15 protein-coding genes are annotated in these 15,282 nt (G+C 63.8%); all 15 read left to right on the forward strand.

The window, feature by feature from the left end; translation table 11 throughout:
* The first annotated feature begins 1 nt into the window (after window position 1).
* The gene (locus HK353_RS00705) at window positions 2-1,471 is read left to right on the forward strand and encodes a phage portal protein (RefSeq protein ID WP_173151320.1); all 1,470 of its coding nucleotides are present in this window, start codon (window positions 2-4) and stop codon (window positions 1,469-1,471) included.
* Window positions 1,468-2,406: a VG15 protein gene (locus HK353_RS00710; protein ID WP_173151322.1), complete on the forward strand. Its 939-nt coding sequence runs from the start codon at window positions 1,468-1,470 to the stop codon at window positions 2,404-2,406. Before HK353_RS00705 ends, HK353_RS00710 begins: the two co-directional genes overlap by 4 nt.
* Before the next feature lie 71 nt (window positions 2,407-2,477).
* Window positions 2,478-3,137: a phage scaffolding protein gene (locus HK353_RS00715; protein WP_173151324.1), complete on the forward strand. Its 660-nt coding sequence runs from the start codon at window positions 2,478-2,480 to the stop codon at window positions 3,135-3,137.
* Window positions 3,138-3,178: 41 nt separating this feature from the next.
* Window positions 3,179-3,997 (forward strand): phage major capsid protein, encoded by an 819-nt coding sequence (locus HK353_RS00720; RefSeq protein WP_173151326.1) that lies wholly within the window; start codon window positions 3,179-3,181, stop codon window positions 3,995-3,997.
* Between the two features lie 15 nt (window positions 3,998-4,012).
* Window positions 4,013-4,438: a hypothetical protein gene (locus HK353_RS00725; protein ID WP_173151328.1), complete on the forward strand. Its 426-nt coding sequence runs from the start codon at window positions 4,013-4,015 to the stop codon at window positions 4,436-4,438.
* A 14-nt stretch (window positions 4,439-4,452) separates the two neighbouring features.
* The gene (locus HK353_RS00730; protein ID WP_173151330.1) at window positions 4,453-5,046 is read left to right on the forward strand and encodes a hypothetical protein; all 594 of its coding nucleotides are present in this window, start codon (window positions 4,453-4,455) and stop codon (window positions 5,044-5,046) included.
* Entirely contained in the window at window positions 5,043-5,447 is a 405-nt protein-coding gene (locus tag HK353_RS00735) for a DUF6093 family protein (RefSeq protein ID WP_173151332.1), read from the forward strand. Before HK353_RS00730 ends, HK353_RS00735 begins: the two co-directional genes overlap by 4 nt.
* 10 nt (window positions 5,448-5,457) lie before the next feature.
* Window positions 5,458-5,850, forward strand: coding sequence for a hypothetical protein (locus tag HK353_RS00740; protein ID WP_173151334.1), 393 nt, complete (start codon window positions 5,458-5,460; stop codon window positions 5,848-5,850).
* Window positions 5,847-6,269, forward strand: a complete 423-nt coding sequence (locus HK353_RS00745) for a hypothetical protein (protein ID WP_173151336.1) — start codon at window positions 5,847-5,849, stop codon at window positions 6,267-6,269. The genes HK353_RS00740 and HK353_RS00745 overlap by 4 nt, the downstream gene beginning before the upstream one ends.
* 71 nt (window positions 6,270-6,340) lie before the next feature.
* Window positions 6,341-6,619 (forward strand): hypothetical protein, encoded by a 279-nt coding sequence (locus HK353_RS00750; RefSeq protein ID WP_173151338.1) that lies wholly within the window; start codon window positions 6,341-6,343, stop codon window positions 6,617-6,619.
* Between the two features lie 9 nt (window positions 6,620-6,628).
* A complete protein-coding gene (locus HK353_RS00755; RefSeq protein WP_173151340.1) occupies window positions 6,629-7,144 on the forward strand; it encodes a phage tail tube protein in 516 nt (171 codons plus the stop codon).
* Window positions 7,145-7,241: 97 nt separating this feature from the next.
* Window positions 7,242-7,781 carry a hypothetical protein gene (locus HK353_RS00760; protein ID WP_173151342.1) on the forward strand — a complete coding sequence of 180 codons (540 nt, stop codon included), beginning with the start codon at window positions 7,242-7,244 and terminating at the stop codon, window positions 7,779-7,781.
* 149 nt (window positions 7,782-7,930) lie between these two features.
* On the forward strand, window positions 7,931-8,152 hold the full coding sequence (locus HK353_RS00765; RefSeq protein WP_173151344.1) for a hypothetical protein: 222 nt from the start codon (window positions 7,931-7,933) through the stop codon (window positions 8,150-8,152).
* An 11-nt stretch (window positions 8,153-8,163) separates the two neighbouring features.
* Complete coding sequence (locus HK353_RS00770; protein WP_173151346.1) at window positions 8,164-14,394, forward strand: phage tail tape measure protein; 6,231 nt, start codon at window positions 8,164-8,166, stop codon at window positions 14,392-14,394.
* 3 nt (window positions 14,395-14,397) lie between these two features.
* Window positions 14,398-15,273, forward strand: coding sequence for a hypothetical protein (locus HK353_RS00775; protein ID WP_173151348.1), 876 nt, complete (start codon window positions 14,398-14,400; stop codon window positions 15,271-15,273).
* The last annotated feature ends 9 nt before the right edge of the window (window positions 15,274-15,282 follow it).

Raw genomic sequence — 15,282 nt, forward strand, 5'->3', positions numbered from 1 at the left:
CATGCCCACACTCAGCGTCGACCAGGCCGAGAAGATGACAGACCGTCTCTCGCAGGACCTGCAGTACCGCCGCGGCGAGATCTCGAAGCGCATGAACTACCTCACCGGTGAAACCGGCCGCCTCCGCTTCGCCTCGGACAAGTTCAGGGAGAAATTCCACGAACGCTACGCCGGGTTCACCGACAACTGGTGTGCACCTGTCGTCGAGGCCGTAGGCGAACGCATGGTCTACCTCGGCCTACGACCAGCCGGGAAGCTCGGCGCCGACACAGAACTCTCCCGCGCCTGGGAAGCCACCGGAGCCGACGCCGGCATCCAGGAGGCGCTCGCCGTCCGTTCGGCGGCCTCGCGGGCCTTCGCGCTCGTATCGCCCACGAATCGTGCCGACCGTCCCCGGATCACGTTCGAGCATCCCGAGCTCACGATCGTCGACGAGGACCCGGCGACGGGTGTCCGTCGTGCCGCGCTGATCATGTGGGCCGATGACAACTGGGAATACGCGACCCTGTACACGGCCACCGAGGTATGGAAGTTCCAGCGAAAGACCTCCGAGGACCGCGAGATGCGCCAGGGCCGCCCCGTCGACGTCGGCAGCGGGTGGGAACCACGCCACCACAACACCGATGACACCTGGCCGGCGAAGAACCCGCTCGGCTGCGTACCGATCGTGGAGATGAAGAACCGTTCGTTCCTCCGCCCCGACCACCCGATTTCAGAGATCTCGGGTGTCATGGCCATGCAGGACGCGATCAACCTCAACTGGGCGTACCTCCTCAACGCCCTCGACCGGGTATCCCTGCCTCAGCGCATCATCACCGGCGCCGACATCCCCGAGGTGCCGGTCCTCGACAACGACGGGCAGATCGCCGGGTACCGTCCTGTCGACCTCGACTCCCTCACCGGGGAGAACATTCTCTGGATCAACGGGGATGAGGCGAAACCGCACGAGTGGTCGGCAGCGCAGATCGCCCCGTTCCTCGAGGTCACGCAGCAAGCTGTCGAGCACATCGCCGCGCAGACCCGCACCCCGCCGCATTACCTGTCCGGGAAGATGGTCAACACCGCCGCCGAGGCGTTGACGATCTCTGAGGCCGGTCTCGTCTCCCGCGCCCGCCAGTCGATCCTGTTCGTCAACCAGGACGTGCGCACCATAAACTACCTCACCGCGCTCGCCATGGGCCGCTCGGAAAAGGAAGCCGATGCGATCGCAGCCGGCACCCCGATGTGGGCCGACCCGCAATACCGGTCGGACGCGCAGCGTGCTGACGCTCTGCTCAAGAAAAAGCAGCTCGGCTACCCCATGAAGTACCTCCTCGAGCAGGACGGCCTACCCCCGCACGAAATCGACCGTGTCATGGAGATGATCAAGGAAGAGCAGGAGCAGGACCCGCTCGGCGTCATCAACCGCATGGCCACGACTGGTAACCCAGGCGTGTTCGACCAGCCTGAAACTCACCAAGACCAGCTATGAGCACCGCCGACGTCGTCCGCGCAGCATCTCGCCACAAGGAGAACACCGAGAAGCTGACGGAGGCCGCGTTCGAGCATGCAGGCAGGGCGTGGAAACGCGTCAACCCCGGATCCATCGTCTCGTCTTGGCAGACACTGTCCGCCGGCGTCATCGGCGCGGTGATGCTGGCACAGACGGAGACGATCGACAACAGCAACGACTACATCGACTTCGCGTTCAACGACCAGAACATCGACGGTCTCGACGCCAGACTCCGCCCGGGAGCGGTCGTCGGCACCATGCCGGCCACCGGGGCGACACTCGACGCAGCGCTCGCCGGTGTCGCCTACCACGCTCTCGACCACATCGGGCGCGGGTATTCGACGAATGAGGCCATGCAGACGGGTCTGGTGGAGTTGTCGAAGCTCGTACAGTACGGAGTCGCTGACGCGGGCCGTGCCTCTTCGCAGATCCGGATCGGCTCGACGCGACAGAAGGTCGGGTACGTACGCATGGCTTCTCTCGGGTGCTGCGCACGATGCTCAGTGCTCGCTGGCCGCTACTACGCGTGGAACACCGGGTTCCTCCGCCACCCGCACTGCCGGTGCGTTCATATCCCCGCGCAGGAGTCCATGGCCGACACCTTCGCCACAGACCCGTACGAAGTGTTCGACGCACTGACTGCTGCTGAGCAGGACCGCATCTATACGAAGGCCGGCGCCGAGGCGATCCGTAATGGCGCTGACATGAACCAAGTGGTCAACTCCCGCCGAGGTATGACCACCTCAGGCCGGTTCACCGCCGAAGGCGTAGGAAGGCGCGGCTACTACAAGATCACCTCCGAGGCTGGCCGACGCGGGTACAGCCGCTTGTCCGTCGACGAGATACTCCGCCGCTCCGGCTCCGACAAGGAGCGTTTCGTCAGCCTGCTCACCGAGTACGGCTACTTCGTCTGACCCACAGATTCCCCGCCTCCACGGCAAGCGTGGCGGCACCCCACCATGCGCAATGCAGGAGGAGAACACCCATGTCAACGCTCAAACCCGCTGACGATCCGAAACTCACCGAGAACAGTGACGACGAGGAAACCAACCTTGACGAGGACACCTCGACTGAGGACGACTCGATCAACAATCACGACGACGAGGATGACGACGAGGACGGCAGCGATTCGCTCGGCGACAAGGGCAAGCAGGCCCTCGACCGTATGAAGACTGCTCGGAATGAGGCGAAGAAGCTCGCGAAGGAACGCGAGGCAGAGATCGCCGAACTCAAAAGGCAGTTGGCGGCGAAAGACAAGACGCCCGAGGAGAACGAACTCGAGCAGGCCCGCGCCGAAGCCCGAGCCGAGGCGATGACCGCAGCCAACGCCCGCGTGATCCGCTCCGAGGTGAAGTCCGCGGCTGCCGGCAAGCTCCGAAACCCGGCGCTCGCTCTCCGCCTGCTCGACCTTACAGATTTCGATGTTGACGAGAACGGGGACGTCGACACCGAGCAAATCCAGGAGGCCATTTCCGACCTGTTGGAAGAGAACCCCGAACTAGCCGCGCAAGGCGGCAACGCGAGTTTCGACTCCGGGCGTGGCAAACAGCCGCGGAAAAAGAAGCTCACGAAAGACGATCTCAAGGGTATGTCTCCGGACGAGATTACCAAGGCCTACAACGAGGGCCGGATCGAAACCTCATGACTCCCACCAGGGAAGTCACCTAACCAGAAGGGACGATCGCCATGGCGATTACCAATTTCATCCCGGAGATCTGGTCGGCCAAGATGCTCACCGAGTTCCGCCACACCGCGGTGTGGGCAGGACTCACCAACCGTGAGTACGAGGGCGATCTTCGTTCGGGGAACAAGCTCCACATCACCAGCCCGGTGCCGATCGCGATCAAGGACTACAAGGCTGCGAACCGCACCACCAGTGCTGACGCAATCTCGGACACCGGCATCGAGCTCGACGTCGACCAGGAGAAGAACTTCGACTTCTACGTCGACGACATCGACCGCGCCCAGGCCGCCGGCAACCTCAACGAGTACACAAAGTCGGCCGCCGACGGACTCGTTGAAGATGCTGACAAGTTCCTCGCCGCGCTCGCCGTAACCAACGGCACCGCCGTGACTCCCGGCGCTCCGGCAACGGATGCGAAGACCGCGTGGAATGTTCTGCGCGACCTGGTCAAGGCCCTCAACAAGGCTGCCGTGCCGAAGGAGAACCGTGTCTTCGTCGCGAACGCTGAGTTCGAGGCGCTGCTCTTCGAGCATGACTCGAAGATGACCAACGCTGATCAGTCCGGGACCACCGAGGGCCTGCGCAACGCCTCTCTGGGAAAGATCCTGCGACTCGACGGGTACGGCTCGGAGAACCTGCCCGAGACTGACGCCCCGCAGGTCGTGGCCATGCACCGTTCGTCTCTGGCGTTCGTGTCGCAGATCCAGAAGACCGAGGCGATGCGCGCCGAGAACAAGTTCGCTGACCGTCTGCGTGGTCTCCACGTCTACGGCGCAAAGGTTGTTCGCCCGAAGGCCATCGCTGTCTACACGGCAGCCTGATCGGAAGGTTCACTCATGACTCTCGTGAAGGGACCCAACGGTCTCGTCTTCGACGTGGCCCCGTCGGTCGCCTCCGGGCTGATCGGCGGCGGCCACGTCGTGGCAGTCGAGGCCAAGGGCAAGAAGAAGTCCAAGAAGGGCAAAGTCGACTCCGAGAAGCAGGAGGCCCAGTCGGGCTCCGAGGTGGAAGATTCTGAGGATAACTCGGACGATTCCTTCCACGAGACCAACTCGGACCCGACTGACCAGGGCGAACAGTCCGAAGAACAGGTGGAAGATTCCGACGACGATTCGGACGAGTCTTCCACTGAGACGCCGGCCGTCCCGTCCGGCAACGCGTCCCGCGGCGAATGGGAGGCCTACGCGCTCGCCCAGGGGTTCGCAGAGGAACAGCTCGACGGGCTCAAGCGCGACGAGATCCGCGCACTGTTCGACGAATGAGGGGGTGACTGACGATGCTGATCCAACCCACGGCGCTCGCGCTCTACGGCGAGACTTTCGAGGACTCCGAGACCGCAACGGTCAATGAGCTCATCGAATCGGCATCGTCAGCCATAACCTCTGCCGCCGGCACGGGCATACTCGCCGAGACGTCAGCTATCGAGGTGCTCGGGCTCAACGAGCGGTTGCTCAACCTGCCTGGTGCCCCGATTCGTCGAGTCGACGAGATCCGTGCTGATGGTGAACTGATCGACCCGAACACCTACCGAGTGGCAAGCAATGGCGTGTACCGAGCGCAAGGCTGGGCATGCGGCGCTGCTCTTCCCACCCTGCGGATCACCTACTTCCATGGCTTCGACGTCACGCCGAAGGACATCCAGACGCTCTGTGCATCCATGGTGATCGCGGGACTCATCGCGTCTCGCGAGGGCGGCTGGGATCTGCAGAACGGTCGCATGTCCTCGATGGGGGTCGACGACTACCGGGAGGCTTACGCCACGTCTGGTGAGGGCGTTGAGCAGGTCACTCCGATGGATCTGCCTGAACGCACCCGCAAGGCGCTGCGGAAGCGTTTCGGTGGGTCTGTGGCCGTGGTGAACTCGCTGTGAGCGCAAGGGCACGCGCAGTCACTCTGCGGGGCCGCCGCCGCGCCGAGGCTCTGATGCAAGATCAGTGCCTCATCCGCCGCGTAACCGGAGAGACCACTGACCGGGAGACCGCGAAGGTGGTCCCGGTCTACGCAGACGTCTACACCGGCAAGTGCAAGCTGCAGTCCTACGAGGGCTACGAGCAGGAGAAGAACACCGCCGAGACCGCTCTCACGGTCCAGCGCATGTCCGTCCACCTGCCGGTCGGCGCGTACCGGATCAATGTCGGCGACGTCGTCGAGGTCACCGACTCACGCATGGATCCGCTGCTGGTAGGCCGGAAGTTCCGCATCACCCAGGAGGCACCGTTCAAGACGTTCGCCACCGCTTACCGGGTGTTCGTCGATTACATCGCTGACTGAGGAGGACCGAATGCCGTTGGACACCTCAGAGACTCAGAACCTCGTCGATGCGCTCGACAAGTTCGACTCCGATGTTCGCTCAAAAGCGGAAGCCGTGCTGGTCAAAGGTGCCGTGCAGATCAAGAAGAACCTGCAGGAAGATGCCCGAGGGTCGCGGTACTTCAAGCAGTTCGCGAAGAAGATCAGCTACGAAACCACGAAGCGGAAGAACACCACCGAGGTGGAGATCGGCCCGGAGAACGACAAACCAACCGGGAAGAATCCCGGCGGAGGCCCCGGCGCGGCCATCGCCTACTTCGGTGGCGCGAACGGTGGCGGAGGCACTCTCGACTTCGACGAACCCGTCGAGCGGGAGTTCGATTCGATCGACGAGTACATGAAGAAGCTCGGAGACGCACTGTGAGCAGCATCCTCGCCCTCTCCGACGCCATCGAGGACGTGTTCCCCGAAGGGACACTGTTCGAGGCTGTGAAGCCCAACGAGAAGGGCGAGTACGTCGAGTCCGCTTTCCCGTGGACCGTCGCTCGCGTCCAGATCCCGAACACACTCTCCCGCTCCATGGCCGGCACCAGGCACGCGCAACGCGTCCGCATCACCGTCACCATCGCCGGCATCACGTTCACCTCGGTCCGCGTCATCGTCGACAAGCTCGACCCGATCCTCGAAGGCGCTCGACCCACCGCGGCCGGATGGTCACTCTCCCCGGTGCGCATGCTCAACGCACGCGACATCGTCGAAGACGAAACGATCACCCTCACGACCGCGAACCGGCACCCGGTGTACACGGTCCTCGAGTACGGACTCACCGCCGCCCGCAACTGACTCTCCCACCCACCACAGGCCTCGCACCTTCCCGGCGCGGGGCCTTCGTCATGCCCACACCAGGAGGCCCCATGTACGTCCGCGTGAAGGACAAGACCACGAAGCATCAGTTCGACGTGCCGGAGGGCGACCCCCGCATCGGCACCGCCTTCGAACTCCTCGAATCTGCCCGGTATCCGCGTGCGCGCTCGCCGCGGCCACCGAAGCATCACGTCCCTGTGAAGTCGGCTCGTGCCGCTGAGCAGGGTTCGTCCGACACCAGCCCGGCGTCGGACTCGCAGACCGAAGCACCCGCTGAGGCTGCCGAAACACCTGAGTCGAAGCCGGCTCGGGCCAACTCAAGAAAGTGAGGCCATGTCATGGCTGAAATTCCATCGACGCCGGCGGACGGCAACTTCAAGGTCGTGTACGTCCCGGCTATCGCAGACACCAAGGCTCCGAAGCTCGACGAGCTCAATGCCGATGGTGCTCTCGACATCAGCTGCTACCTGACTGGTGACGGCTGGAACCCGACCAAGGAGCAGGCAACGATCTCGGATCCGCGCATGTGCTCGCGGCAGGAGTTCGGTCGCCCAGGCCGCAAGACTCCGGGTCTGTCGATCACCGTCATCGACAACACCAACTCCGACAACGAAGCCGACGCGAACGAGGCTGTCGAGACGATCACCGAGGGCGCCCAGGGCTACTTCGTGGAGCGTGTCGGCGTGCCTTACGAGGAGGAATTCGCGGTCGGCCAGAAGGTCAGCATCTACCCGGCCACCGCCGGTGAGAAGCAGCTCCTGGCACCCGAGGCGAACTCGGTGACCCGGTCCACGATCCCGCAGTTCATCTTCGCGGATGTGCAGACGGACAAGCCGATCGTCGCGGCTGCCTGATCCACCCCTACTCCTGGCCGTGCGTGGCTTTTCTCCTGTCCACGCACGGCCAGGGCATCACCCCACCACCCAAACAGGAGAGAACAGGAGAAGCACCATGTCGAAGCTCGGTACAACCCGCCCCACCACCGTCGTCAACGTCGTCACAAACCTCGATCTGCTCGCCGAACACCAGGCCGCCCTCGAAGAGCTCGAACGACTCAATCGTGTCCAGTCTGCCTCTGACCGCTTGAACTCCGCCTACTCCAAGGAGATTCGCGAACAGGCGCAGAAGGTGCAGGACCTCGAAGCGCAGATGAACGAGTCCACCGTGTGTGTGAAGCTCAAGGCGCTCAAACGCGCGAAGTACGCCGAGGTGGTCGCGAACCATCCCCCACGTGAGGACAACGACGTCGACACCGCGTTCGGCGTCAACACTGACACCTTCGGTGACGAGCTCCTGCCCCTGTCGATCGTTGACGCCTGGAACAAGGCCACCGGCGACAAGGTCGACTTCACTGGCGATGACTGGGCTGAAGAGGCCGCCGAGTTCACTGACGCCCAGTACAACGAGTTCACCATGGCGGCCCTCAACATCAACCGAGGTGCGACGGCAATCCCTTTTTCGTCGATCGCCTCCGCCGTGATCCGGAACTAAGACGCGAAGTCGAGGCGGCCGAACGCCTCGGCATCAGCGTCAAACGCTTCAACGGCTGGGAGCCGACCAACACCTACGTCTATGACGAGGATGGTCGGCTCCTCTCGTCCCAGGCCGAACCCGAATGGGACGAGACACAACGGAACTGGATGCTCTCACTCACCGAGTACAGGGCCGGTCTCTGCCCGATCTGCGGGTACCCGAAAGACGTCTGCCAGGCGCTCGAGAACGCCGGACGCTTCGATGTGCCCCCGCCGGCGAGATGCCACGCAACGACCGCGCTGCGGCAGTTCCAGAAGGACCGCGAGTACGACGTGCCCGACGCGCTCGTGTGGTCCGCGATTCTCAAACCCCCAACCGCGACTACTTGAGGAGGTGACCCTTGGCTGATCGTTCTGCAGCGTGGAAGCTCTCGCTCGACTCCACTGGTGTCGTCACTGGCACCCGTGTGGCGAAGAGCGCACTGCGTGATCTCAACGCCAACGGCATTTCGCCTGCGCGTGCGCAGCTGGCCTCGTTGGAGAAGTCAGCCAGGGAGCACCCTCAAGCGTGGGACGCGGCTGGTAAGGCCGCTCTCGGGTTCGGCACGGCAACCGCGGCAGGATTCGCACTCTCGGGCAAGGCGGCCATGTCGTGGCAGTCCGACTGGACTGGCGTCACGAAGACCGTTGACGGATCCGCGAAACAGCTCGGCAGTCTCGAATCGGGTCTGCGTCGGCTCGCGTCGAAGGAACTCCCGGCCACCCACACGGAGATCGCGGCCGTCGCCGAGGCGGCCGGCCAGTTGGGCATCAAGACCGGCAACGTCCTGATGTTCACGAAGTCCATGATCAACATGGGCGAGTCGACGAACCTCTCCGCCGAAGAGGCAGCCACCTCATTGGCTCGGTTCTCGAACATCATGGGCACCAACCAGAAAGACGTCGGCCGCCTCGGTGCCGCCGTCGTCGGCCTGGGCAACAACTTCGCCACCACGGAACGCGAGATCGTGGAAATGGCGATGCGCATCGCCGGTGCCGGCAAGCAGGCGAACCTCACCGAGGGTGACGTCCTCGGCCTCGCCACCGCACTCTCCTCCGTCGGTATCGACGCGGAAGCCGGCGGTACCGCGATCTCCATGGTCATGAAGAAGATGGGCAACGAGGTCTCCGGACAAGGCGACAAGCTCGAACTCTTCGCCCAGACCGCAGGCATGTCAGCCGGCCAGTTCTCCAAGGCATGGGAGACCGACGCCGCCGGCGCTCTCACCACCTTCGTCAAAGGACTCGGCGAAGCCCAGGCATCCGGCGAGAACGTCAACGGCACCCTCACCGCCCTCGGCATCACCGGCATCCGCGAATCCGACGCCCTGCTGCGCCTGTCCAGCGCCTCCGACGTCCTCAAGGACGCGCTCGCCACCGGCAATGAGGAGTACATTCGCGGGATCGCCCTCATCGAGGAAGCGAACAAACGCTACGACACCGCAGAGTCGAAGGTGCGGATCGCAGGCAATGCGATCAAGGACGCTTCGATCGGGTTCGGCCAGGTGTTCCTACCCGCCGTCGCCGATGCCGCCGAAGGTGTCGAGGGACTGGCGAACTGGGTCGGCAACCTCCCCGCGCCGGTCAAGGAATCTGTAGGCGCATTCGGTGCTCTTGCTGGTGGTCTTGGGCTCGCTGCGGGCGGGTTCCTGGTGCTCGCTCCGAAGGTGTTCGACGTCATCGACGGTTTCAAGCAGCTCAAGTCGGACTTCCCTGACCTGATGGGCAACCTGGGCAAGGTCGGCCAGGTCGCCGCCGCGGCCGGCGCGGGTCTCCTTGTCGTCGGTACTGCCGCTGCAGCTGCGTCTCAGCACATGCAGTCGCTGGAACGCGACACCACTCCGACGGCGTTCATGGAAGCCATCGTCAACGGTGGCGGCAACGCCGAGAAGATCCTCAGGGGCATCAACCGGGAAATGCAGGACGTGTCCGTCGTCGGCGAGAAGACGAAGGGCACCTTCACCGAGGTCGACAACCTCGCCGGCGCTTTCGACCGCCTCTACAACTCCACGTTCTCGGACAAGATCAACACCGGTCTCGGGTGGATCCCCGGTGTCGAGTCCGGTGCGGAAAAGGCCACGAAGGCTTTCCGCGACATGGACAAGGCCGTCACCGACCTCGCCACCGGCGGTTCCCTACAGTCCGCGCAGGACGGGTTCAAAGCGGTCATGTACGAGGGCCGCGCAGGTGGTGTCGCCCTCGAGGAGACATTCGACCAGTTCCCGGAGTACCAGAAGCAGACGTACGCGCTCGCCGAGGCGGCTGGCCTGTTCACGAACTCCATGTCGGAGCAGGAGAAGAAGTCGATCGCGCTCAAGATCGCCTACGGGGAGATCACCCCGGCGATGCTCGAGGCCGAGGCCACTGCGAACGGCAACGCTGATGCTCTCACTGAGCTCGGCGCAACCGCGGAGACCACTGAGGACAAGATCAAGTCTCTCGCCGACGAGATCCGCGGGTTCGGATCCGCGCAGCTCGACGCGCGCAAAGCCAACCGTGAAGTCGAAGCGTCATTCGATGACCTCGACGCCGCGATCAAGTCCGGAAAGACCTCGATCGATGACTCCACAGAGGCCGGACGCAAGAACAACGACATGCTCGACTCCGCGGCCCGCAGCATCAATGAGGCAACGGCGGCGAACATCGAGAACGGCATGTCTGCTGAGGACGCGTCGAAGAAGCACAAGAAGCTTCGCGACAAGCTTGTCGAGCAGGCGACCGCGTTCTTCGGGTCGAAGAAGAAGGCGGAAGCCTACGTCGACCAGCTGGTGAAGACCCCGGACGAGATCGAGACCGACGTCAAGATCAACACCGGTGAAGCCGTCTCCAAGCTCAAGAACATTCAGCAGTGGATCGACGGAGTCAAGGACAAGACCGTCTGGGTGCGCGTCAACGAGGTCCACGTTCGCCAAGAAGGCAACGAGAAGGTCTACTCCTCGGACCCGAAGAACAAGTCGGTCCAGAAGTTCAAGGCCGACGGCGGCATCCTCGAGTACATGGCCGACGGTGGCCTGCGACCCATGTCTCCGATCGCGGAGATGGTGCCCCCGAACACGTGGCGCGTCGTCGGCGACCGCATGGACGTCGACGAAGCCTACGTTCCCCTCGACGGTTCCCGCCGATCCTGGAAGATCCTCACCGAGGCACTCACCCGCATGCCCGGGTCCCTCCCCATGGCCAAGGGCGGTGTCGTCTCGGCGCAGAACCGAGTCGACGACGCGAACTCTGCCCTCAAACGCGCCCGCCGCGCGAAGCAGGACGCAACCTCGAAGTCCGGAAAGGCCTCCGCCACACGCCGTGTCCGAGCCGCCGAGGACGAGCTTGCCGCTGCGAAGAAGTCCCTCAAGGCCGCGCAGGACCGTGCGAAGGCCGACGAGAAGGCCGCGAAGGCCGCCGCCGAGAAGGCGAAGGAAGAGAAGCGCATCGCCGCCGAGAAGGCGAAGGAAGAACGCGAACGCAAGGCCCGCGTCGGCGATCTCCGCACCGACCTGCGCACCGACCTGCGCCGCGGCGACGTTCGCGACCAGGTCACCAGCGGTCTCTCAGGCGCATACTCCGCCGTCGACCGCCTGCAGGGCCTCGCCGACAACAAGGATCTCTCCCGCGGCGCTCGCCGTCGTGCCGGCATTCAGGCTCGCCAGTACGAGAAGTCCCTCAAGTCGCTGTACGGCACACTGGATCGGCTCGAGAAGAAGACCGAGAAGGCACAGGACAAACTCGACGAGCTCAAGCAGATCCAGTCGTCCGTGTCGTCGTCGATCGAAGGTCGGGCGTACGAGCTCGATGTGTCCTCTCAGTGGGCGCAGGACAAGAACGGCACCTGGCAGCAGACCACCGGAGTCTCCGGTGTCCGCACGAACGCGGCCGCCGCCGCAGCCAAGGTGAAGGGCCTCGCCGGGAAGCTCAAGAAGCTCGCCGGCATGGGCTACGGTGGCGCGATCCTGCAGGAAGTCGCCAGCGCGGGTTCCATCGATGAGTCGATCACCATGGCCGACGAACTCATCAAGGGTTCCTCGTCGGACGTGAAGTCGATCAACGCCTCCTACAAGGACATCGCGAAGTACTCAAAGCAGGCTGGCGCCTACGTCACCGAAGGTTTCTACTCCGGTGGGGTCAACGCGGCCGCCGGACTGGTGAAGGGCCTCGAGTCTCAGCAGAAGACCGTCGAGAAGACGATCGAGAAGATCGCCAAGGGCATGGAGAACTCCCTCAAGAAGGCCCTCGGCATCAAGTCCCCATCCCGAGTCATGTACGCCCGTGGACTCGACACCGCCGCCGGCTACAACAACGCCCTCCTCGACTCCATCCCCACCATCGAGGAATCAGCTGCAGGCATGGGCCGCGCCGCCGTCCCCGAAGTCTCCGCATTCGGACCCATCCGCACCGAGTTCGCCACCGAACCCGCATTCGCCTCCATCACCGACTCGTCACTGGCTGGCTCCGCGCTCGCCTCGCCGGCGGCTGAGGGGCCGACTGATCTGGCGGGATCGCAGTTGGGTGCGGATGTGTCGTGGGAGGACACGGTCGCGACGACTGAGGAAGCGCTCACGTCGATGCAGGCCCTCACAGAGGCCGCATATCTCAAGATGACCGCTGACACGGATGCGTCTTTGCTGGCGCGTCAGGACGGCACTCTCGCCGCGATGACGGGGATGCAGGAGACGATGACGACCGGGCTCACGGTGATGGGTACGGATCTGGCGTCGAAGATGTCGACGATGGCCGGCACTCAGTCGACGGCGCTGTCGGGCATGGTTTCGAATCAGGTGAAAAACCTCGAGACCATGGCCTCCGATCAGTCGAAGAATCTCAAGGCGATGGGCAAGACCCAGTCGGATGAGTGGTCGGCGATCAAAAAGTCGACGACCACGACTGCTGGTGACATGCGCAAGGGCGTCGACACGACCATGGGCAACATGGACACCGACGCCAGCAAGCGTCTGGGCACGCTCGGCAAGACCACGGACGCCGGGTTCGGCGCGATTGAGCGTGGTGGCAAGGCGAACTTCTCCGGCATGCGGTCGGGCATCGATAAGACGATGGAGAAGATCCCCGGCGATGTCGGCGGGTCTCTCGACAGCACGGCGGATGTGCTGAACTCGTTTGCGAAGGAGATCAACAAGTCCTTCGGTTCCGTCGGTGTGAAGCTCTCCGGAGTGAAGAAGCCGAAGGGCGGGTTCGCTCGAGGCGGCATCCTGCCTGGGTTCACCCCGTACTCGGCCGGTGATGACCAGCTCACCCCGATGCGCTCCGGTGAGGGCGTGTACGTCTCCGAGGCCATGCGTGACCCGTACGAGCGGGAACGCCTACTCGCTGTGAATGCTGCGGCCCTGCGCGGTGAACCGCTGCACCAGTTCCGGGAGGGCTACGCCGGTGGTGGCATCATCTCCGCCGGCAAGTGGTGGGAAGCCCGCGGTGCGCGCGTCTCTGAGCATCCGCACTGGGGTCGCGTCGGTCGTCACTCGCCGAACTCGCAGCACTATTCGGGTAACGCGATCGATGTGAACTACGGTCCCGGCGGACAGAACGCCACGGAGATGAAGTTCTTCGACGCGAACGTGGCTGCGTTCAAGGCCGCATTCCCGTGGGCGTTCGTGCTGTGGAGAGCAGCTGGACACTACAACCACCTCCATGCCGACAACCGGGGTAAGGCTGTCGGTGGCGGGGCTATGGACGCTGGCATCCTCGGCGACATCTCCTACACGGGCGACATCAAGAAGGAACTCGAGAAGGCCGCGCGTCGCAAGGGCAAGGAACTCATTGCGAAGTACTCCGAGAAGCTCGACGGCAACACGCTGACCGGGCAGCTCGGTGTCGGTGTCATGGAGAAGGTCGTCGCCGGCTCGATCAAGCAGGCCAAGGAGTACGCGAAGACCTTCACCGAGGGTGAGGGCGATTCTGGCGGGAACGTGGAGCGGTGGCGTCCTACGGTCATCTCCGCTTTGAACTTCATGAACCAGCCCCTGTCGAACGTGGGCCGCACTCTGCGTCGCATGAACCAGGAGTCTGGTGGTAACCCGAACGCGGTCAACAACTGGGACATCAATGCGAAGCGCGGTTACCCGTCGCAGGGCCTCATGCAGGTCATTCCTCCCACGTTCCGTGCCTACGCCCGCGCACCGTATGACAAGAACATTCTCGACCCGATGTCGAACATCGTCGCGTCCATGTCCTACGCCCTGGCTCGGTATGGGTCGCTGGCGAAGGCTTACGACCGTCGCGGCGGGTACGTCAACGGCACGAAGTCGGCACGGAAGGGTGTGCACAAGGTCGGCGAGGCCGGTTGGGAGTACGTCGACTTTGATGGCGGCGAGACGGTCATTCCTCACCAGCAGTCCGTGTCGATCGAGAACCAGCTGCTCCGCGGCGGGCCCTCCACCCTCGCTCTCGACCAGGCGTCGGTGAACGCGATCGCGACCGCGGCCGCTGGCCAGATGAACGCCTCCGATCTTGCTACCGCGCTCGAGGGTGTGCAGCTGACGGTGCGAGTCGGCGACCAGGACATGGCCGGGTATGTCATCGCCACTGTTGCCAACGGATACGAAGACTCGAAGCGCCGTGTCTCGCGTTCCTCGAACCTGATGCGGAGCTGACTCATGAACCCACTCATCCACGCCGAGTTCGACCTCGACGGATACCGCTTCGGTCCCGGCCACCCTGTCTACCTCTCCCGCGTCGACACCCCGGGAATCGCGTGGCGGGACCAGGACATCGTCAACCCGGTCGGGGCGAACGTGTTCTTCGGCCGCGACTACGCCGACCCGAAACCATGGGGCCTCGACTTCACCATCACCGGCACCACCCCCGCCGAAGCAGCCGAGAACTACTTCAAGCTGGCCAACGCCTGGGCCGCGCAGCACATCCGCGACACCCCCGGCGAGGAACTGCCGCTGGACTTCAACATGCACGGCACCGCCCGACGCATCTACGGCCGCCCCCGCGAACTGAAACCCGACGACGCCACCGACCTGTTCGTCCTCGAAACGATCAAAGCGAAGGCCACGTTCCAACCGTCGTCAGCAGAGATGTTCGACGGAACCACACGCGAACACAAGATGACGATGACCCCCGGCGCCGCCGGCGGCATCATCTTCCCCGTCATCTTCCCCATCTCCACCACGCAGGGCGGCACCCGGCAAGGCATCATCACTGACGGCGGCGGACTCACACCCACTCACGACGTGCAAGTCGAAATCCACGGCCCCGTAGGCAAAGGACACGTCACCGGTCCCGGTTGGGAGTTCGGTCTCACGAACAACCTCCCTTACGACCGAGCGATCACCCTCGACGCCCGTCGACAAACGATCCTCTGGGACAACGGGTCCTCAGCCGCCGGCCTAATCACCCCTGGCACCCGTCTCGACGACATCACCATCCCACCCGGCCGATCGGAGATCACCTTCAAAGGTGCAGACCAGTCCGGTACATCCACCGTCACCGTCACCTGGCGGCCAACCATCACCTCACTTTAAGGAGAACCG

The organism is Brevibacterium permense (genome assembly GCF_013280495.1).
In the GTDB taxonomy this organism is placed as follows: Bacteria; Actinomycetota; Actinomycetes; order Actinomycetales; family Brevibacteriaceae; genus Brevibacterium; species Brevibacterium permense.

Excerpts from the sequence above, each read along its gene's own strand:
- HK353_RS00705 (WP_173151320.1), top strand. The coding sequence starts at position 2 with ATGCCCACACTCAGCGTCGACCAGGCCGAGAAGATGACAGACCGTCTC.
- HK353_RS00710 (WP_173151322.1), top strand. The coding sequence starts at position 1,468 with ATGAGCACCGCCGACGTCGTCCGCGCAGCATCTCGCCACAAGGAGAAC.
- HK353_RS00715 (WP_173151324.1), top strand. The coding sequence starts at position 2,478 with ATGTCAACGCTCAAACCCGCTGACGATCCGAAACTCACCGAGAACAGT.
- HK353_RS00720 (WP_173151326.1), top strand. The coding sequence starts at position 3,179 with ATGGCGATTACCAATTTCATCCCGGAGATCTGGTCGGCCAAGATGCTC.
- HK353_RS00725 (WP_173151328.1), top strand. The coding sequence starts at position 4,013 with ATGACTCTCGTGAAGGGACCCAACGGTCTCGTCTTCGACGTGGCCCCG.
- HK353_RS00730 (WP_173151330.1), top strand. The coding sequence starts at position 4,453 with ATGCTGATCCAACCCACGGCGCTCGCGCTCTACGGCGAGACTTTCGAG.
- HK353_RS00740 (WP_173151334.1), top strand. The coding sequence starts at position 5,458 with ATGCCGTTGGACACCTCAGAGACTCAGAACCTCGTCGATGCGCTCGAC.
- HK353_RS00750 (WP_173151338.1), top strand. The coding sequence starts at position 6,341 with ATGTACGTCCGCGTGAAGGACAAGACCACGAAGCATCAGTTCGACGTG.
- HK353_RS00755 (WP_173151340.1), top strand. The coding sequence starts at position 6,629 with ATGGCTGAAATTCCATCGACGCCGGCGGACGGCAACTTCAAGGTCGTG.
- HK353_RS00760 (WP_173151342.1), top strand. The coding sequence starts at position 7,242 with ATGTCGAAGCTCGGTACAACCCGCCCCACCACCGTCGTCAACGTCGTC.
- HK353_RS00765 (WP_173151344.1), top strand. The coding sequence starts at position 7,931 with ATGCTCTCACTCACCGAGTACAGGGCCGGTCTCTGCCCGATCTGCGGG.
- HK353_RS00775 (WP_173151348.1), top strand. The coding sequence starts at position 14,398 with ATGAACCCACTCATCCACGCCGAGTTCGACCTCGACGGATACCGCTTC.